The organism is Bacillus sp. LH1 (assembly GCF_057924895.1).
Window position 1 is genome coordinate 3532146 of sequence record NZ_CM175007.1, and the last position, 17326, is coordinate 3549471.

The following is a 17326-nucleotide window of genomic DNA, read 5'->3' on the forward strand; positions in this document are numbered from 1 at the left end:
ATCATAAGTTTTCTTTATGTTTCTAAATTTGAATAGTGTTCATGTTCCTTATGAATACTATTACCATAAAGTAAAGTGCTCTATTAGCGCTTTCTTTACAGTTCATACATACTATGAACTGCTCATCATGCAACTTACAAAAAAAGTTATAGAGGTGAAATAAAATGGGTAAAAGAAAAGCAAATCATACTATTTCAGGAATGAATGCGGCATCTGCACAAGGACAAGGTGCTGGTTATAACGAAGAGTTTGCAAATGAAAACTTAACTGCTGCAGAACGACAAAATAATAAGAAACGCAAAAAGAACCAGTAACGAAAAATCCCAAAAGGAGCATTCACCTTTTGGGATTTTTTCTAATGTTTATAACGTAACAATTCCGAAACCGTTACAAATCGATAGCCCTGCTTTTTCAGTTCAGGTAAAATTTTTGCTAGCGCTGCTACTGTTTGACTACGATTATTTCCCCCATCATGTAACAATACAATATCACCACTTTTTGCATTTTTCACTACATGATTTACAATGGATTCAACCCCTGGATTTGCCCAATCACGTGGATCTTGATGCCACGACCATAGAACAGTTTGATAACCAGCTTCTTTCGCTGTTTTAAATACAGCATCGTTAATATATCCACCCGGTGGACGGAATAGCAAAGGTTCTTTCACCCATTTTTCGAAAAATTTCTTTCCATCTAAAATATCATTTTCTAATTTTTCATCTGATGAATTACTCGCATACAAATGATTCATCGTATGATTTCCAATTTCATGTCCCTCTTTTAACACTTGTTTCACTAAATATGGATTACGCTGAACCCGAAATCCAATCATAAAAAATGTCGCTTCTGCTTTATATTGACGTAATAAATTTAAAATTTGTGGTGTATAAGTTGGATCCGGTCCATCATCAAATGTAATAGCAATAATCTTTTCATTATTAGGTACTTCCCATGTTACATAGCCAGTTGGTTCTAGCTCTTTTCTGAGCAACATTTTCGCTTCCACTTTTTCAACTTGAAATATATGTACTGCGCATAATAAAGAAAAAACGAGTAGAAAAATTTTCTGTTTTAGCATAATATTCGTTAAAGTAATGAGGTTGTCGAATACACAACAACCTCATTTACTTTTCTAATTGATCTACATGCTGCATAATATTTTGAAGGTTATTTTCGTATTGCTCAAGTTGTGGGCGTTGTGTTTCTGAAGCTACTTCTAGTGCATTTTGAATTTGTTCATACGCTTCCTGAACCTCTTGGCGTAATTCTTTTAAATCATGACCGTAGTTTGGATCATTTTTTACAATGTTGTTAAATGCATTTTCTGCTTGTGTAACACCTTGCTGAGCTGCTTGGAACGCTTGTTGTTTATCTTTATGATATGGCATTATATAATCCCCTTTCCATAATAGTTAGTCCCATTTATCTTTACCTTTTTTTCTAAAAACATTCTCGTATAAATTTGCAAACTTCTCTCATTCTAAAGAGGAAGAGGAGGTGTCACATACAATGGGAAAAAACAATCGTGAAGCGAAAGAAAAAAAAGGACAACCTGAACCATTAAGCGGATCTCATAAAGTAAAAAACCGTAACCATTCACGCCAAAAACATCATGCGCATCATGATATGTAAAACAAAAAGTGCACACTAGCTATCTTTTCCACATACAATGTTTATATTTTTCCATTTATTCTTCACCCCTACTTCATTCATGCATAACATAGTATGAATTGAGATTTTACGGAGGGTGTCTTACATGGGCAAGAAAAAGAAGGATTGTCTTTTTCATGTTGATGGTTTCGAAGAATGGATGGATCAATTTTGTTCTGACTCTTGTAGTAACTTTAGTTTCCCAAATCAAATTCATATTGACCTTTGCGAAACGGAACAAGAATACATTTTGGAAACAGATGTACCAAATGTAACTGAACAAAATGTAGTCATTAAAAAGATGAAGACAGGCCTAACCATTTGCATACTTCATAATAATATTTCTTTACAGCGGATCATTCCTTTACCCGATAATATTATTTATAAGAAGATGCTAGCCTGCTTAGAAAATGGATATTTAGCCATTCATATTTCCAAAAATGAAGTTGCTGATAAGCATGAAAAGAAAGTTCTTTTTTTAAATTAAGAGTTAATATAATACACACTAAGCCCCAGTTGGTTACTGGGGCTTATGTTATTTCGCATGCATTTCTATATTAGAATTTCTATCATATCTTTTTTTCGATAAACCTTTTGTAACTAAAAGCACAGGAAATGCCACAGTTGAAAATATAGCTAGTGCTGAAAATATTGCAAACCCATTTTGGTACCCGTAGTAATCGAGAAGTACTCCTCCAAACCATGGACCTATTACTGCTCCAATTCCCGAGAAACCCATCGCACCGAAGTATGTTCCTTTTAGATGCGCAACAGCAATATCATCAATAAATACATCCGTCATTGAAAACATTAAGACTTCTCCAATTGTAAAAATAATTGTACAGACGGCAGCACCTAGCATAGATTCTACTACTCCAAATCCAAACAATCCTCCGCTCACAAATAAAGTTCCAACCATAATGGATGCTAATGGTGTGTATTTTTTGCACATTTGAATAACAGGGTATTGGATAATCACTACAACAATTGCATTTAAAGCGAGCATATATGAGAATAGCTTCACTCCATCCTCAAATATATGTGCATTTGCAAAATATTGAGATACTGTCGTCGTTAAATGTGAAAAACCGCAATTACTCAAAATAATACCGACTAAAGCAACTAAAAATACTATATCTTTTCGCAATATACGCATTGCATTTAACATTGTAACAGGTTTTTCTGTACTCACTTTCTTTTTTTCCATTGGATACTTCTTAAATTGGAACGCTAATATAGCTGTATATAGAATATATACCCCAGCTGCTACTAAAAAAGGAATTGTTGATTTTGCACTTCCAATCTGTAATCCAACAATTGGTCCAATAGCAACTCCAACATTTATTGCACCGTATCGTAAGTTATAGACGAGTAACCGATACTCAGGCTTTGTTAAATCTGATAATAATGCTCTTGATGTTGGCTCAAAAAACGACCTACATAATCCATTTAAAGCGTTTAATAAAAAGAAACTTAAAACATGATCCGCAAGTGAAAAACCTATAAACACAAAAATCCAAACGATCATGGACCAGAGCATAATCCTTTTCCGGCCAAATCGATCTGATAAATTCCCTCCGATAAAACTAGCAAAAACACCAACAAGTGCACTCGTTCCGATAATAGCACCAGTCATTCCAGCTGATACACCTTTAACAGTCGTTAAATAAATCGCTAAAAAAGGGATACTCATTGAAGTTGCAAACCTAGCAAACAATGTCCCTAAAATAATACTCATTCCAAGCGGATGAATATGCTGTAACTTCCCCTTCATCGTTAAACCTACTCTCTCTATTTTCACAAAAAAAAGAAAGCAAAGGATCTGCTTTCTTTTCCTTTTTCTATACTTGAGCTGTTGATACCCGAGTTGTTCTCGTTATGTCCATATCAATTCCATATGTGAACTGTAATTCTTTACACACATCTTTAATTAAGATTGCGACATTATACTTTTCATTAAATTGTAAAACTATGTTTTCTACTTCTTCATATGTATACTTATATTCCCCTGTAATGACACTTTTTAGATCAAAGCATTCGTTAATACAAAGTTGTACAAGTAGCTGGTCATATTTCTCTATTACATCTTCTTTCTTCCAAAGTAACTCTTTTACATATAACCGATCAAACTTCACACTTTCTCGATTACAATCCGTTAAAATCCGGGTCATTTCATTTAATTCTCGATATAATTCAGAAATATTTCTGCTTAAACTAAGCAGTTTATCTACGCCGTTTTCATATAACATATTCATTCCACCCCCGCATTTTCTTTTTCTTATTATAGCAAGAAAATTCTAAAAATAGTTTCTTTCTTCTGAAATATTAGGAAACTAATTTCAATTGCTTTACAATGAAACTAGTTAATGCGAGAGGAGAAAGAAAATTGGAGCACAAATTATATTACACTGACGCTTATAAGCAAGACTTTACTACTAAAATTATAAAGCAAGATTATGATAAAGACGGTAACTTATACGTTGTTTTGAATGAAACAGCATTTTATCCGACAGGTGGCGGACAACCATATGATACTGGTACATTAAATGATATCAATGTAATCAATGTAGAAGAGATAAACGGAGAAATTCGTCATTACATTGCAGAACAATTACATACAGAAGACGTAGAAGGTAAAATCAATTGGGAGCGCCGTTTTGATCATATGCAGCAACATGCGGCTCAGCACATTTTATCTGCTGCCTTTTGGGACCATTTTAACATGCCTACAATTGGATTCCATCTTGGTAAAGAAACAGTAACAATTGATTTAGAAACAGAAAATCTTCATGCAGAAACGGTTGAAAAAGCAATACAAATTGCAAACAAAATTGTTTTTCAAAACCATCCAATCCGCATCCAGTGGATGAACTTAGAAGAAGCGAAAACGTTGCCCCTTCGTAAAGAACCGACTATGACAGAAAATATACGCGTTGTTATGATCGAAAACTTTGATTATAACGGCTGTGGCGGAACACACCCGAAACGTACTGGTGAAGTAGGTCCTATTCAAGTACTAGGATGGGAACGCAATAAAGGTGGCATACGACTAACGTTTATCGCTGGCTGGCGCACACTTAAATTAATAGGGCAGCAACAACAAATTATAAAGAATGTTTCCAAACAATTAAACAGTAGCGAAACTGATATTCCAACAAAAGTGGCGCAACTGCTTACTTCTCAAAAAGAAAACGAAAAAGCAATACAAACAATGAATGAAAAATTATTATTTGCAGAGGCAAATGAACTACTTCAACACCCTACGGAAATACATGCCGGCATACTTATTTCTAAAGTATTTACAAATCGTTCTATGCAAGAAATCGCAAAGCTTTCCGCTATTATTACAGAACAACAAGAGCATGCAATTACGTATTTCGTCATCGAAAATGATGACAAACTACAATGTATTCTCGCTTGCGGAAAATCAGTATCACTCGATATGAATGCTCTTTTAAAAGACGCTCTTCCTACAATCGAAGGAAAAGGTGGCGGAAATAAGAAGAGTGCTCGCGGTGGCGGGAAAGCAATTATGAGCGGAGATGAATTTTTAAATCAGCTTGTTTCTTCTTTACAGTCAGCAGTTTAAAACATGTTATGAAGGATAGCGAACGGCTATCCTTCCCCTATATTTACAGACCTATATTTTGTTTCAAACCTTGATAACTCCCTGCATTTACAAAACCTTCACTTATAAGATTGATAAAAGTTTCCGAAAAACCATAATGACTTAAATCTTTAATCGGCACCATTTGCACATCATGAATTGGATTATGATCAAACTCGTTAGAAGGTAGCATAATTTCACCTTCAATCCTTTTAAGCAAAAACGTTATATGTAATAAAGACGGGCGAGCATCTGGTTTATCACAAACATAGAGTAGCTTCTGAATGTTAACTTCTAACCCTGTCTCTTCTCTCATTTCTCGAATCATTGCTTCCTCTAACGTTTCGCCATTCTCTGCTCTTCCTCCAGGTAAAGACCAATTTCGATTAGCCACTTTTTGCTTTACTAGCAATACCTTTTCATCTTCAATTAAAATTCCTGTAACACGAACTTGCATTACATTTTCCATATGCAATCTCCTCTTCCCATTATATTTACAAATTAACCCTTCCATAAAAAGAACATATGTTTTATAATTGAAGAAAATTATGGAAGAAAGTAGTTGTTACATTCATGCGTCCACCTTTAACAAAGTCTATATCAATTGAAGATTTCCAAAACTATTATTGGCTAAAAGCAGAACTCCAAACATTTTGTCGTGAGAATGGGTTGCCAGCTAGTGGCTCTAAGATCGAAATAACCGAGCGTATCTCACATTATTTAACTACTGGTAAAATATTAAAAAACAGCTCTGTTCAAAAGGTGAGTAAAGCTTCCCTATCCTATAAAGACCTTTCTCTTCAAACGATTATTACTAACAATCACCGCTGTAGCGAAGATGTTCGTGCTTTTTTCAAAGAAAAAATCGGAACAAACTTCAGCTTTACAGTAGCTCTTCAAAAATTTTTCAAAGAGAATGTTGGAAAAACATATGAAGACGCGATAGCTTTTTGGCATGAAGAAAACGAACGAAAAAAAGACCCTACATACAAAACAACTATCGGTGCACAATTTGAATACAATCGCTTTACTCGTGACTTTTTCGAAGATCCAAATAATAAAGGGAAAGCAAAAGCTGATGCGATTGCTGCTTGGAACGAAATGAAAGCGAAGCCTGGTAGTAATGTTTATGTTCCTCAAAAAGTAGAAAACTAGTTACCTCGCTAGTCTTCTATTTTCTCAAATAATAGCGCCATCCCTATCCCGCCTCCAATTCCTAATGTAGCAATTCCATATTTCATAGACTCTCTTTGAGCCTGATAAAACAAACGTGTTACAAGCATAGCACCAGATGCACCGTACGGATGACCGAGCGCAATTGCTCCACCATTTACATTTACTTTTTCGTACGGAATTTGTAACTCTTTTGCGCAAGCAACAACTTTTGAGGCGAATGCTTCATTTATTTCAAAATAATCGATGTCCTCTACTTTTACATTCATTTCGTTTAATAATTTGTTCACCGCAAATATCGGACCAGTCCCTGGAAGCTTGGGATCCACTCCCACTACAGCACTACGAACGAAACGAAGGACAGGTTTATAACCTAACTTTCGAGCTTGTCCCTCTTCCATTACAAGAACAGCACATGCCCCATCATTTACACCACATGAATTACCTGCCGTCACTGTTCCATTTTGTAAAAATGCGGGCTTTGTTCTTTTAATGATTCGTTCATAATTCATTTCTGGCTTTATAGATTCATCTAATAATCCATTAAAAGAAAATATTTCATCATGTATATATCCTTTTTCTAACGCTTGCAGTGTCCGCTTATAACTAAGACAAGCATACTCGTCTTGCATTTCTCTCGTTATATTATAACGCTCCGCAACATATTCAGCCGCTACTCCCATGTCAGGATCACCAATTGTTTCAGGTGAAAATCGTGCTCTTTTTTGAAAAGGTGACGTACTTGTACTCTCTACTCCCCCGGCGATATAACACTTACCTGCCCCGCCTTGAATGAGATGACACGCAGTTCGAATTGCTTCTAAACCAGCACCACATTGCCGATCAATCGTTACACCAGGAATATGATAGCCAAGTCCCGCCTCTAAAGCAGATAGTCTCGCAACATTCCCTCCTGGCCCAACAACATTACCTAATATGACATCATCTATTTCCCTCTCAATCCCTTTACTTAAAAACGTAAGAAGCGGCGTTGCTAATTGCTGAACTTCATACTCTTTTAACATCCCATTCTTCTTACCAATAGGTGTTCTTTTCGCCTCTACAATAACTGCTCTATTCATATATTTTCTCCCGGTTTTCAATCATACTTTTTGCTTCCATACGAGCGATTTTCCCACTATTTGTATAAGGTATTCCATCTACAAAATGCCATTCTTTCGGTATTTTAAAAGAGGATAATCTCTGTAAGCAAAAACTCTTTAATTGTTGTTTCGTAGCACTTCCTTTTACAATCGCGACGGGCTTTTCACCCCAGTAACTATCTTTCACACCAATTACAACTATTTCATCGACAGCTGGGTGTTCATGTAATACACTTTCTATTTCTTCTGGATAAATATTGACTCCTCCAAATAAAATCATATTCTTCTCTCTACCAACAATATATATAAAGCCTTCTTCATCTTCATAGCCTACATCTCGCACTGTCATCCAACCTTCTGCATTCAACTCCCGTGTTAAAACCCCATCTATTATGTATCCCATAAAAAACTGATCACTTTTCACATAAACAGTTCCTATTTCACCTTTTTGTACTTCTTCGCCTGCTTCATTACATATTCGAACTTGCACATTATGACAAGGTTTTCCTACTGAATTTGGCCTTCTTTCGCTTTCTGCATCGACTAGTGCTGTTACAAAACTTAACTCTGATGCACCATAAAATTCATATCTTTTCGCATAAGGAAATATATTCTTTATTTTTTCTTTCGCTTCAGCTTCCCATTTCGCTCCTGACGAAATAATTTTCACTTTATTTTCTATTACTCTATTTTCTTTATATAAAGATTCAAGCATTGTCGGAACTGTATACATAACCGATATATTTTCAGTTTCTAACTTATCTAATACTTGATTCGGAATGAACTTTCTCATAATGTGCACTGTTTGTCCTACATATAATGCACTTATTGCCCCGTATAAGAAAAGAGAATGAACGAGCGTCCCAGCTATTAAAATTGAATCCTCCCTTTTCATATGAAAGTCATGTACATTACAATCAAAACTATGAACCCACGATTGTTGTGCACGTAAAAATGCCTTTGCTGTTCCTGTTGATCCTGATGTAAATCCCATATAAAAAGGAGCATGTTGTACACTTTCTACAGTGGAATATGTAGGAAGATATTTCTCTATCATTCTTTTCCACTCATCAATTTCAATTACTCTTCCTTCTTCATCCAATAGATCATTCACCTTATATCGTTCTGTCACAATCATATCCGGATTACTAATTTCAATTCTTTCTCTGAGCTCATCTTGTTTCCACTTTATATCTAACGGAACACAAACCCACCCGGCCATAGCGGCACCAGAAAATAGTTGTAAAAACTCTATACGATTTTCTAATAGGATTGCTATCGTTTTATTCTTCGATTTTTTTTCATTTAACCAGCTTGCTACTTTACAAACTGATTCAAACCACTCTTTATATGTTAAAACTCTATCATTTTCCTTTATCGCTATTTTATTCGGTTGTACAGAGGCATGCTTTTTATATTCTTTTGTAATCCCCATATGAGACGTCCTTTCTTTACAATAATAATAAAAAGAAACACGCAATTAACGTGTTTCTTCCCTTTATCATCCCGCATTTGTATATTTTCCATTCTTTAAAGCGGGCGTAATAATATGTTTCAATGAACGATGTAATTTTGTTACGAGAACTGCCGCAATAATTGCTTTTATACAATCCCCTGGTAAAAACACAGCACTCACTTTCATTGTCTCCCATACAGAAACATCCATTAAGAACGCTTGTACAGTAATACCAAATACATAAACTACGAAAATACCACCAATTATATTAATACATAATACTTTTATAATAGAAACTTCACGTAAACGCTCAATTAAATAACCAATAACAAACGCCCCAATGATGTAACCAAGTAAATATCCTGCACTTGGTCCAACAAATACACCAAGGCCACCGCGTCCACCAGCAAGCAATGGTGCTCCAACTCCTACAATAAGTAAGAAAATAAGCTGACTTAACGCACCTAGACGTGATCCTAACAACCCACCCGCAAGCATAACACCGAGTGATTGCAATGTAATTGGAACTGGTGTAATAGAAAGAGCAATCGGAGGTATTAACCCTAACACTCCCATAATAGAACTAAATAAAGCGACAAAAACTAAGTTTTTTGTATTCATATTTGCTTCTCCTATTTGTAAACTTAAAATTTATTTTAGGTAACATATCATAAAAATTATATTATCTTTCCACTCCTCTTTTGTCAACCATTAATGTATTAGAGTTTACAAATAGAAGTTCACTTATTTCTCTCTATGCAAATGCTCCAGTTCTTTCCGAAGCGCCTGTTTTAAAAACTTCCCAACAGATGTTTTCGGTATTTCTTCCATAAAGACAATATCGTCTGGCAACCACCACTTCGCAAACTGTGGTTTTAAAAACTCATATATTTCTTCTTTTGTAACCGTACTATTTTTCTTTTGAACAACGCAGGCAATTGGTCGCTCTTGCCACTGAGGGTGAGGAACTGCAACGACAGCCGCTTCAAATATAGCATCATGTGCCATTAAAGCATTTTCAAGGTCAACTGAGGAAATCCACTCGCCTCCGCTTTTAATAACATCTTTCGTACGGTCAACAATTTTCACGCATCCTTCCTCGTCAACTGTAACAACATCTCCTGTATATAACCAACCATCACGAAAACCTTCGACAGTACGCTCATCGTTATAATAGCTTTCAGCGATCCACGGCGCTCGTAAACATAGTTCTCCCATCTCCGTACCGTCCCACTTCACTTCACCATTTGTACCGACTACTTTCATCTCTACACCAGGTACAAGATACCCTTGCTTTGATCTAATTTCTAATTGCTCTTCATACGATAATTCTGTTTCATAACTTTTTAAACGTGCAAGTGTTACGAGTGGGCTCGTTTCGGTCATACCATATGCATGGATGAACGGAACATTGTGTTTTTGTTCAAATGCTTTAATAACACTTTTCGGTGCAGCTGCACCACCGCATAGTATTCTCGTCATACTAGATAAATCGTAACTATTATTTTCTAACTCTTGTAATACACCAAGCCAAATTGTCGGCACACCGGCAGCTAACGTCACTTTTTCAGATTGGATCATTTCTAATAAAATTTTTGGCGTAAACATCGGTCCTGGAAGAACTTGTTTTGACCCAAACCAAGTAGCAGCGAAAGGAAGTCCCCAAGCGTTCACATGGAACATCGGTACAATCGCCATTGCAGCATCACTTTCCGATAAAGCAGCTGTATCCGCTAAACCGAGTGCCATGCAATGCAGTACAGTACTACGATGCGTATATACAACACCTTTTGGATTTCCTGTAGTCGCTGACGTATAACACATACCAGCAGGTGTATTTTCATCAATATCTTTTACAAATTGGAAAGTTGGATCGCCTTCTTCTAATAGCTTTTCATAATGATATACAGGCTTCAGCGTAGTATTTGGGAGTTCATCTTTATCAGTCATAATAATGTAAGCTTGTACAGTTGATAATTGTGATTGAATATTTTCAACGAGTGGTACGAGATCTTCATCAATAAGTAAAATTCGATCTTCTGCATGCTGAATAATGTATGAAATATGTTGAGGAGATAAACGAATATTAATTGTGTGTAAAACGGAAGCAATACCAGGAATAGCAAAATACGCTTCCACATGCCGATGATGGTTCCATGCTAACGTTCCTACACGTTCACCTTCTTTAATTCCAAGCTTTTTCAACGCACTGGAAAGTCTTCTCGTTCTTTCCCCTAACTGCTTATACGTTAACGTTGTAACTGTATCATGTGTCCGTGAAACAATTTCTTTCTTCGAAAACAGTTTCTCTGCTCTTTCCATCATAGAACTAATTGTTAGCGGTACATTCATCATCATATTGGTTATGTCCCCCTTTAAAACGTTTTCATTTTTCGTTTATTATAGCAGACTTCTACAAATGATTACGACATTTTTCTGTATTTTCTGAATTATTTCTTTGGAAATAATTCAGAACGATAAAAAACATGTTTTGAATACATTGATTCGAAACATGTTTTTTATTTTTTATAAACTATCTACCTTTTTCCTTACTTTCTTTTTCAGTTTAAAAATAAAACGATTACTGTATTCCTTATTTTCTACTAAAATCCGATACGTCTCTAACACTCCTAACACACGTACAAAAAGATAAACTCCGATAGCAATAAGTACAACACAGTACGGATAATACTGCACTAATTCTCCTGAAGTGATATGCTTTTCCTCAAACAAAAACGGTATTGCGCCTGCGGCAATAAAACAAAATCCAACAATCACCACTGCGGCATACTTCTTCTTAATAATCGCATATCTGTTGGTCAATTCTTTTAGAAAGTTTTGATCAAATAGTAGTTCTTCCTTTTTCAATACATTGTATCGACTCTCTTCTATCGTTACAGGTGCCATCATTGCTCCGATCCCAAGCACTGCAATGATAATGACAAGAAACGTAGACATTGTTGCATTTTCTTTAAATAATAAGTACGGTATTGTAGATAAAATAAGCAAGCTAAATCCTAATGCAATATATTTAGAAATTTTTTGTCCATACACTATATACCCTTCTGCCATTTCCTTACTTACATAATAACCATTTTCCTTTTCGTTACTTTGCTCAGCAATTTCTTTTAATAAATAGTCAAGTGATACTTCAAATACATTTCCAATCATTATTAACTTTTCAGTTTCAGGAAAACCTTGACCGTTTTCCCATTTACTAACCGCTTGCCTTGTTGTGTTTAATTTCTCGGCTAATGCTTCTTGAGAAAGACCCTTTTCTTTTCTTAATTTAAAAAGCTTCTCACCAAATCCCATATGTGTGTCCCCCTTCGTTTTCTTAACTAAATTGTATGTAAACATTGCTCTTACCTCTATCTTCCTGCGGTTGCACTTTGTCAACTTACGGTTGCGATTGTGTTATATAGTGGTTTTGTATACGATTTAGCTATTATTCTTCTATGATTATGGCGTTAATAAACCACCCTCTCCTAATAACCAATTATAACAATTAAAGGTAATTATTGTTATAAAAAATCAAAAAACTCCTTTATTCATTTAAAGGAGTTTTAAATATGAAATATTCCAAGAGGAGCTGTTTTTTCTTCCTCCTACTACCTCACAATTTCTTCTATATATTTTTATGTGTCATATAACGAACTATGTACTGTATATGTTTTCATCTCTTTATCTGAGGCATACTCATATATATGTAAAATATTACTCTTATTAACTACCCTAATAAAACCACTACTCAATAATCATAACGGCTTCTGCTTAAACTTTTCATAATGTCGTACTTTTAATGAAAGGATATTTCCGCAGTCTGTACAAATATAAGCATCCACCGGTGAAGATGTGAACATCGTTTCCTTTTTCCGTATTTGTGCATATCCGACAAACTCACCTTCTCCTATGTTTTGAGAACCACAATTAGAGCATGTCTGCACGGTTTTTTGTTTCATGAGAGCACCACCTTTAATCTGTTTCCACTCCCTTCGACAGCTCACTTCCATTTCCCTTCCAAAAAACCTCTTATTCTCTCACATTTCAACAGGAATCTCAAAACAAAAATCGTATATGTACTATGAAATATATTTATTAACGGAGGAATTTTATGACTACTGTTATGACACTCGATATAGCAACAGAAATTGAAAATGCAGAAATTGATATGCTCTCTTCTAGATTAGAGAGACTACAAACAATAAGCGGAAACCCAATGCAAGTGCAAATGAAAAAATTCGGTAGCGCCACTGCCTTTTCATCAAAAATAATTGCTGGTCCAGCTTTTAATACGGTAAAAGGTATTACAAATGCAGATGCGATTGATGCAATCATTTCTTATTATGAATCACTACAAATCCCTTGTCGTTTTGAAATTACCCCAGCACAAGGTACAACTGAATTATTTCAATACTTATCTCAAAAAGGGTTTTATCAATCTAGCTTCCATACTGCTTTGTATAGTATACCGAGAGAGGGTTCATCACTTCTTCCTTCTAATATTACAATACGAAAACTAAAAGAAAATGAGTTTGATATTTTTGCAGACATTTATGTACGTGGATTTAATATGCCATCCTTTACAAAAGATAGCGTGCGCCAAAATAATGAAATTCTTTACAATGAACCAGGGTGGCATTTTTTCATAGCTGAAGTTCAAAATATCCCTGCTGGTATTGGTGTCCTGTATATAAATAAGGGTGTCGCATCATTAGCTGCTTCTGCTACTTTGCCAGAATTTCAGCGTAAAGGCTGTCATACTGCATTAATTCAAAAACGAATTAAGAAAGCTATTGAATCCAATTGTACTTTAATAGTTGGACAAGCAAGGTTCGGTAGCGGCAGTCAAAATAACATGGAACGTGCTCACATGAAAATCGCTTATACAAAATCAATATGGACCGCAAAAGACATATTATAATTTACTTTATTTCTCCTCCCGTTACATTTTTAAACATTTTATGACAATTCCTTTTCTATCCTATTAATCATTTGAATATTCAAACTAGATTTGTTACGCTATTACTAGATACATCATTCAACTTGCAATATGAAAAGAGAATTCTAATCAAACTACAAGGAGGAGAAATGTATGACTAAACATGATCATGGTTTAAAAGAAAAAGTAGAAGGTGCCATTGATAAGGTAAAAGGTGAAGTAAAAGAAGTTGTTGGGAAAGTAACTGACAATAAGAAATTACAAGCTGAAGGAAAATGGGATAAGGTGAAAGGCACTGCTAAAGATACAGTTGGTAATGTGAAAGAAAAAGTACATGAATATAAGGAACATAAGAAAGAAAAATAAAAAAGAGCCCATCGGCTCTTTTTTTATTTCCCTTCATTTTTCTCTAACACGTATAAATCTTCTTCCATATTCGTTAATTTCTCACTTACAAGCTTTCTTGCATCTCCAATTGCTTGATTGTATGCAAATGGTCCAACTAATTTAATCATTTCTTCTATTAAACGCTCTGCTTGGAAACGCCCAATTTCATCTAGATCTTCTTCCATGAAAAATTGCTGAATTTGCGCTACAAGCTCTTCTTTTTTATCATTTGGTATTTTTATATTCATCATCGTTGTTACTCCTCTATATTTAAGATAATATCTTCCTTAACTCTACCATAGAAAAACGATTACCAGGACAGCTTTTTGTAACTCCTTCTAACTCCCTATGACCTAGTATATTTTCTTTCTTTATAGCAAATTGCTTCATAAACATTTTGCATAAAGAATATAATGCATTCACTTGCGGGGGAGTGGGATCATATTTATCGAAATTTCCCGTCATACATATTCCAATTGTATGACGGTTATGGTCTTTCGCGTGCGCTCCAATATGTAAACCTCGCCCTTCCACTACAGTTCCATCCTTTTCGATAAAATAGTTGTAACCAATTCCGCTCCACCCCCTTACAGTTTGATGAAATTCATGCGTTTTATACACGTCCCATCCATCTTCAGCTGTATGGTGAATAATCAGTTTGTTTACTTTTTCTAAAGGAACTAATTCATCTTGAAATGTTAGATTGACACGTTTAATTTCCATTTGAACTGCCTCCTCTTAAAAATCAATCATAATAATCGTTTTATCATCTGGCCTTATTCTCTTTTCCGCTTCTAGCTCTTCAATAATTGCTATATATTCGTTTATACTATTCTTTCTTATATATGCAACAGTTTGTTCTAATGACCAATCTGGGTGAAATAACCCGTCTGAACAAATAAAAATCCCACTCACTTCATCTGTATGTAATTCACCATGTTGTAAATAATGTATCGCTTCTTTCATTCCATTTGCAACTGAATAACCATTTGGCATATTTGCAAGATAACGATTGTATTTTAACTGTTCTCGAACATCTTGAAAAACATATTCTTCTGGTACAGATAACCCTTTTTTACGATCTTCTTCCCTCTTCTTTTTTGCTCTTTTACTAATTCCTTCAACTGTGTCTTTCGTTAATACTTGCATCGTTCCATTTTGAAAAGTTGCGACAATCATACAGTCCCCAAGCTGCGCATATTCAATTTTCTCACCAACTATTTGGACTGCCGCGATACATGTGCACCACAAATGCTCTTTTTTTCTCGTGTCTACTTCATATTCTAACATTTTGCTTTGCAATGCTTCATTTGCTTTGGCAACTGCAAATTGTAAACTATGATTCTCTCGTAATACAGTAAAATAACTTGCAAATAAATGCGAAGCGATGTATGCTCCATTATGTCCCTTTTCATCACGAAACGGGACAAGTGGTGTTGCACCGTCACATACACCATAAATCTTTTTTTCTTTATTACAAAAATAAGAATCCTCACATTCTTGCTTCAACGGGCTTTTCTGTTGATATGTTTTTATCTTCACAACTGTATCCCCTTTCAAATGATAAAATACTCAAATTCTTTTGATTAATCTAATTTACCTAAATAAACTGTTTTTACCCAAAACTTTCAATATCATATATAATCTTGAAATAATATGAATTTTTCAGTGAAGGACGGGAAAGAAATGGTCAGATTCCTTGGTGTTATTATCGGTTCTATTATTATTGCGGTTGCCTTTAATCTTTTCCTTATCCCCCACAAAATTTTAAGTAGTGGAATTGGCGGAATTGCTATTATTTTAGGGATTGTAACCCCTGTAAACACAGGCATTATTAACTTTGTATTAAACTTACCTATCCTTATTTTAGGGTACATAGGTCTTGGGAAAAAAGTAATTTTTAACACAGTTGTCTCTGTAGTTGTATTATCTGTTGCATTATACTACGTTCCAGTAAAAGTCGTAGCAACAGATCCATTGTTATCTTCTATCTTCGGAGGTGTAATCGCCGGAGCTGGTATTGGTCTTGTTTTTAACTGTAATGGATCCACTGGTGGATTTGATATTATCGGTATGCTTTTATCCCGCAAGCGAGACATTAAACTTGGCGGATTCCTTATTATTTTAAATGCAGTCGTTGTAATAATCGCAGGATTCTTCTTCACCTGGGATGTTGCACTTACAAGCTTACTTTCAATTTATGTAACTGGTAAAGTAATTGATGCTGTTCATACAAAACATCGTAAAGTTACACTTATGATTGTAACAAATGAAGCAGAAAAAATGAAAAAACAACTTCTTTCAACTGTTGTACGTGGAATAACGTTACTTGATGGCGAAGGTGCTTATTCAAGCGAGAAAAAGCGTGTACTTATGACCGTCGTTTCTCGTGAAGAATTAGCAAGTATGAAACTAACAATTTCTGAAATCGACCCGAATGCATTCGTTAATATTACAGAAACTGTAGAAGTGTTAGGACTTTTCAGAAGAAGTTAAAGACTAGGTGGGAATCCACCTAGTCTTTATTTTGCATAAATTCAATTCGGTTTCCAAATGGATCTGACACGTAAAATCGAATTACATCTGGCCGTGCATAATCATCAATCACTTTAACACCTTGCTCTATAAGTGTTTGCTTAAATTCATTAATTTCATTCACATAAAAAGCTGGATGAGCCTTTTTAGCTGGTGTAAAGTTCCGCTCGACACCAATATGGATTTCTTGATTTCCGCATTTAAACCAACATCCACCTCGTTTTTTCAACTCTTCTGGCTTTGGAATTTCTTCCATACCAATCGTATTCCCATAAAAATCACGCGCCTCTTCTTCACACCCTACAGGTGCAGCTACTTGCACGTGATCAATCCCTTGAATATAATTTTTCATTTTCTCTCCCCCTCCTCTACCCTAATGTTATACGGAAAACAACCGTCTGTAACTTACAAAAGGTTTATAAAACAATATAAGCTCCCCTTATTACCATCCTGCATTCACCTTGCAAAAA

The 17326-nt window shown here is 35.2% G+C and carries 23 protein-coding genes; 8 read left to right on the top strand and 15 right to left on the bottom strand.

Going from position 1 to position 17326, the window contains the following annotated elements:
* Positions 1 to 164 precede the first annotated feature (164 nt).
* Positions 165 to 314 (top strand): small acid-soluble spore protein SspO, encoded by a 150-nt coding sequence (gene sspO / locus ACX9TM_RS18210; RefSeq protein ID WP_000518051.1) that lies wholly within the window; start codon positions 165 to 167, stop codon positions 312 to 314.
* A 41-nt stretch (positions 315 to 355) separates the two neighbouring features.
* Here the strand turns inward: sspO and pdaB are convergent, their stop codons facing one another.
* Entirely contained in the window at positions 356 to 1081 is a 726-nt protein-coding gene (pdaB, locus tag ACX9TM_RS18215) for a polysaccharide deacetylase family sporulation protein PdaB (protein WP_002041622.1), read from the bottom strand.
* A 46-nt stretch (positions 1082 to 1127) separates the two neighbouring features.
* Positions 1128 to 1391 (bottom strand): hypothetical protein, encoded by a 264-nt coding sequence (locus tag ACX9TM_RS18220; protein WP_001146294.1) that lies wholly within the window; start codon positions 1389 to 1391, stop codon positions 1128 to 1130.
* A gap of 121 nt (positions 1392 to 1512) precedes the next feature.
* Here ACX9TM_RS18220 and ACX9TM_RS18225 point away from each other — a divergent pair, with 121 nt between their 5' ends.
* Entirely contained in the window at positions 1513 to 1635 is a 123-nt protein-coding gene (locus ACX9TM_RS18225) for a small acid-soluble spore protein P (RefSeq protein ID WP_000517649.1), read from the top strand.
* 124 nt (positions 1636 to 1759) lie between these two features.
* The gene (locus ACX9TM_RS18230; protein ID WP_000516747.1) at positions 1760 to 2140 is read left to right on the top strand and encodes an Hsp20/alpha crystallin family protein; all 381 of its coding nucleotides are present in this window, start codon (positions 1760 to 1762) and stop codon (positions 2138 to 2140) included.
* A 48-nt stretch (positions 2141 to 2188) separates the two neighbouring features.
* On the opposite strand, the gene ACX9TM_RS18235 is transcribed toward ACX9TM_RS18230, so the two are convergent.
* Complete coding sequence (locus ACX9TM_RS18235) at positions 2189 to 3427, bottom strand: MDR family MFS transporter (RefSeq protein WP_063220552.1); 1239 nt, start codon at positions 3425 to 3427, stop codon at positions 2189 to 2191.
* Between the two features lie 67 nt (positions 3428 to 3494).
* Entirely contained in the window at positions 3495 to 3902 is a 408-nt protein-coding gene (locus tag ACX9TM_RS18240) for a hypothetical protein (protein WP_000965149.1), read from the bottom strand.
* Between the two features lie 137 nt (positions 3903 to 4039).
* Between ACX9TM_RS18240 and ACX9TM_RS18245 the strand changes: the two genes are divergently transcribed.
* On the top strand, positions 4040 to 5242 hold the full coding sequence (locus ACX9TM_RS18245; protein ID WP_148663867.1) for an alanyl-tRNA editing protein: 1203 nt from the start codon (positions 4040 to 4042) through the stop codon (positions 5240 to 5242).
* 43 nt (positions 5243 to 5285) lie between these two features.
* Here ACX9TM_RS18245 and ACX9TM_RS18250 read toward each other — a convergent pair whose 3' ends face one another.
* Complete coding sequence (locus ACX9TM_RS18250) at positions 5286 to 5729, bottom strand: NUDIX hydrolase (RefSeq protein ID WP_000432568.1); 444 nt, start codon at positions 5727 to 5729, stop codon at positions 5286 to 5288.
* A gap of 104 nt (positions 5730 to 5833) precedes the next feature.
* Between ACX9TM_RS18250 and ACX9TM_RS18255 the strand changes: the two genes are divergently transcribed.
* Complete coding sequence (locus ACX9TM_RS18255; RefSeq protein WP_063220554.1) at positions 5834 to 6415, top strand: DUF6434 domain-containing protein; 582 nt, start codon at positions 5834 to 5836, stop codon at positions 6413 to 6415.
* Positions 6416 to 6423: 8 nt separating this feature from the next.
* On the opposite strand, the gene ACX9TM_RS18260 is transcribed toward ACX9TM_RS18255, so the two are convergent.
* From ACX9TM_RS18260 to ACX9TM_RS18285, 6 genes are all read right to left on the bottom strand, one after another.
* Positions 6424 to 7515 (bottom strand): acetyl-CoA C-acyltransferase, encoded by a 1092-nt coding sequence (locus ACX9TM_RS18260; protein ID WP_063220555.1) that lies wholly within the window; start codon positions 7513 to 7515, stop codon positions 6424 to 6426.
* Positions 7508 to 8971: an acyl-CoA synthetase gene (locus tag ACX9TM_RS18265; protein ID WP_063220556.1), complete on the bottom strand. Its 1464-nt coding sequence runs from the start codon at positions 8969 to 8971 to the stop codon at positions 7508 to 7510. The genes ACX9TM_RS18260 and ACX9TM_RS18265 overlap by 8 nt, the downstream gene beginning before the upstream one ends.
* 66 nt (positions 8972 to 9037) lie before the next feature.
* Complete coding sequence (locus ACX9TM_RS18270) at positions 9038 to 9613, bottom strand: biotin transporter BioY (protein WP_001093334.1); 576 nt, start codon at positions 9611 to 9613, stop codon at positions 9038 to 9040.
* 123 nt (positions 9614 to 9736) lie between these two features.
* Positions 9737 to 11350: a long-chain fatty acid--CoA ligase gene (locus tag ACX9TM_RS18275; RefSeq protein ID WP_048655775.1), complete on the bottom strand. Its 1614-nt coding sequence runs from the start codon at positions 11348 to 11350 to the stop codon at positions 9737 to 9739.
* 168 nt (positions 11351 to 11518) lie between these two features.
* Positions 11519 to 12307 carry a helix-turn-helix domain-containing protein gene (locus ACX9TM_RS18280; protein WP_063220557.1) on the bottom strand — a complete coding sequence of 263 codons (789 nt, stop codon included), beginning with the start codon at positions 12305 to 12307 and terminating at the stop codon, positions 11519 to 11521.
* Between the two features lie 443 nt (positions 12308 to 12750).
* A complete protein-coding gene (locus ACX9TM_RS18285; protein ID WP_033693195.1) occupies positions 12751 to 12954 on the bottom strand; it encodes a hypothetical protein in 204 nt (67 codons plus the stop codon).
* A gap of 152 nt (positions 12955 to 13106) precedes the next feature.
* Between ACX9TM_RS18285 and ACX9TM_RS18290 the strand changes: the two genes are divergently transcribed.
* On the top strand, positions 13107 to 13916 hold the full coding sequence (locus tag ACX9TM_RS18290; protein WP_000214341.1) for a GNAT family N-acetyltransferase: 810 nt from the start codon (positions 13107 to 13109) through the stop codon (positions 13914 to 13916).
* A gap of 171 nt (positions 13917 to 14087) precedes the next feature.
* Positions 14088 to 14300, top strand: coding sequence for a CsbD family protein (locus ACX9TM_RS18295; protein ID WP_000160410.1), 213 nt, complete (start codon positions 14088 to 14090; stop codon positions 14298 to 14300).
* 23 nt (positions 14301 to 14323) lie between these two features.
* Here ACX9TM_RS18295 and ACX9TM_RS18300 read toward each other — a convergent pair whose 3' ends face one another.
* The 3 genes from ACX9TM_RS18300 to ACX9TM_RS18310 are packed head-to-tail and all read right to left on the bottom strand — an operon-like array spanning position 14324 to position 15881.
* Entirely contained in the window at positions 14324 to 14572 is a 249-nt protein-coding gene (locus ACX9TM_RS18300; RefSeq protein ID WP_000981066.1) for a DUF2164 domain-containing protein, read from the bottom strand.
* Positions 14573 to 14591: 19 nt separating this feature from the next.
* Complete coding sequence (locus tag ACX9TM_RS18305) at positions 14592 to 15044, bottom strand: peptidoglycan recognition protein family protein (protein ID WP_000404002.1); 453 nt, start codon at positions 15042 to 15044, stop codon at positions 14592 to 14594.
* Positions 15045 to 15059: 15 nt separating this feature from the next.
* Positions 15060 to 15881 (bottom strand): protein phosphatase 2C domain-containing protein, encoded by an 822-nt coding sequence (locus ACX9TM_RS18310; protein WP_069461620.1) that lies wholly within the window; start codon positions 15879 to 15881, stop codon positions 15060 to 15062.
* 126 nt (positions 15882 to 16007) lie between these two features.
* On the opposite strand from ACX9TM_RS18310, the gene ACX9TM_RS18315 reads away from it, so the two are divergent.
* Complete coding sequence (locus ACX9TM_RS18315) at positions 16008 to 16817, top strand: YitT family protein (RefSeq protein ID WP_000251344.1); 810 nt, start codon at positions 16008 to 16010, stop codon at positions 16815 to 16817.
* 19 nt (positions 16818 to 16836) lie between these two features.
* Here the strand turns inward: ACX9TM_RS18315 and ACX9TM_RS18320 are convergent, their stop codons facing one another.
* The gene (locus ACX9TM_RS18320) at positions 16837 to 17208 is read right to left on the bottom strand and encodes a VOC family protein (protein WP_000800772.1); all 372 of its coding nucleotides are present in this window, start codon (positions 17206 to 17208) and stop codon (positions 16837 to 16839) included.
* Positions 17209 to 17326: the final 118 nt, after the last annotated feature.

Coding starts and splice junctions, on each gene's coding strand:
- sspO (WP_000518051.1), top strand. CDS start 165: ATGGGTAAAAGAAAAGCAAATCATACTATTTCAGGAATGAATGCGGCA.
- pdaB (WP_002041622.1), bottom strand. CDS start 1,081: ATGCTAAAACAGAAAATTTTTCTACTCGTTTTTTCTTTATTATGCGCA.
- ACX9TM_RS18220 (WP_001146294.1), bottom strand. CDS start 1,391: ATGCCATATCATAAAGATAAACAACAAGCGTTCCAAGCAGCTCAGCAA.
- ACX9TM_RS18225 (WP_000517649.1), top strand. CDS start 1,513: ATGGGAAAAAACAATCGTGAAGCGAAAGAAAAAAAAGGACAACCTGAA.
- ACX9TM_RS18230 (WP_000516747.1), top strand. CDS start 1,760: ATGGGCAAGAAAAAGAAGGATTGTCTTTTTCATGTTGATGGTTTCGAA.
- ACX9TM_RS18235 (WP_063220552.1), bottom strand. CDS start 3,427: ATGAAGGGGAAGTTACAGCATATTCATCCGCTTGGAATGAGTATTATT.
- ACX9TM_RS18240 (WP_000965149.1), bottom strand. CDS start 3,902: ATGTTATATGAAAACGGCGTAGATAAACTGCTTAGTTTAAGCAGAAAT.
- ACX9TM_RS18250 (WP_000432568.1), bottom strand. CDS start 5,729: ATGGAAAATGTAATGCAAGTTCGTGTTACAGGAATTTTAATTGAAGAT.
- ACX9TM_RS18255 (WP_063220554.1), top strand. CDS start 5,834: ATGCGTCCACCTTTAACAAAGTCTATATCAATTGAAGATTTCCAAAAC.
- ACX9TM_RS18260 (WP_063220555.1), bottom strand. CDS start 7,515: ATGAATAGAGCAGTTATTGTAGAGGCGAAAAGAACACCTATTGGTAAG.
- ACX9TM_RS18265 (WP_063220556.1), bottom strand. CDS start 8,971: ATGGGGATTACAAAAGAATATAAAAAGCATGCCTCTGTACAACCGAAT.
- ACX9TM_RS18270 (WP_001093334.1), bottom strand. CDS start 9,613: ATGAATACAAAAAACTTAGTTTTTGTCGCTTTATTTAGTTCTATTATG.
- ACX9TM_RS18275 (WP_048655775.1), bottom strand. CDS start 11,350: ATGATGATGAATGTACCGCTAACAATTAGTTCTATGATGGAAAGAGCA.
- ACX9TM_RS18280 (WP_063220557.1), bottom strand. CDS start 12,307: ATGGGATTTGGTGAGAAGCTTTTTAAATTAAGAAAAGAAAAGGGTCTT.
- ACX9TM_RS18285 (WP_033693195.1), bottom strand. CDS start 12,954: ATGAAACAAAAAACCGTGCAGACATGCTCTAATTGTGGTTCTCAAAAC.
- ACX9TM_RS18290 (WP_000214341.1), top strand. CDS start 13,107: ATGACTACTGTTATGACACTCGATATAGCAACAGAAATTGAAAATGCA.
- ACX9TM_RS18295 (WP_000160410.1), top strand. CDS start 14,088: ATGACTAAACATGATCATGGTTTAAAAGAAAAAGTAGAAGGTGCCATT.
- ACX9TM_RS18300 (WP_000981066.1), bottom strand. CDS start 14,572: ATGATGAATATAAAAATACCAAATGATAAAAAAGAAGAGCTTGTAGCG.
- ACX9TM_RS18305 (WP_000404002.1), bottom strand. CDS start 15,044: ATGGAAATTAAACGTGTCAATCTAACATTTCAAGATGAATTAGTTCCT.
- ACX9TM_RS18315 (WP_000251344.1), top strand. CDS start 16,008: ATGGTCAGATTCCTTGGTGTTATTATCGGTTCTATTATTATTGCGGTT.
- ACX9TM_RS18320 (WP_000800772.1), bottom strand. CDS start 17,208: ATGAAAAATTATATTCAAGGGATTGATCACGTGCAAGTAGCTGCACCT.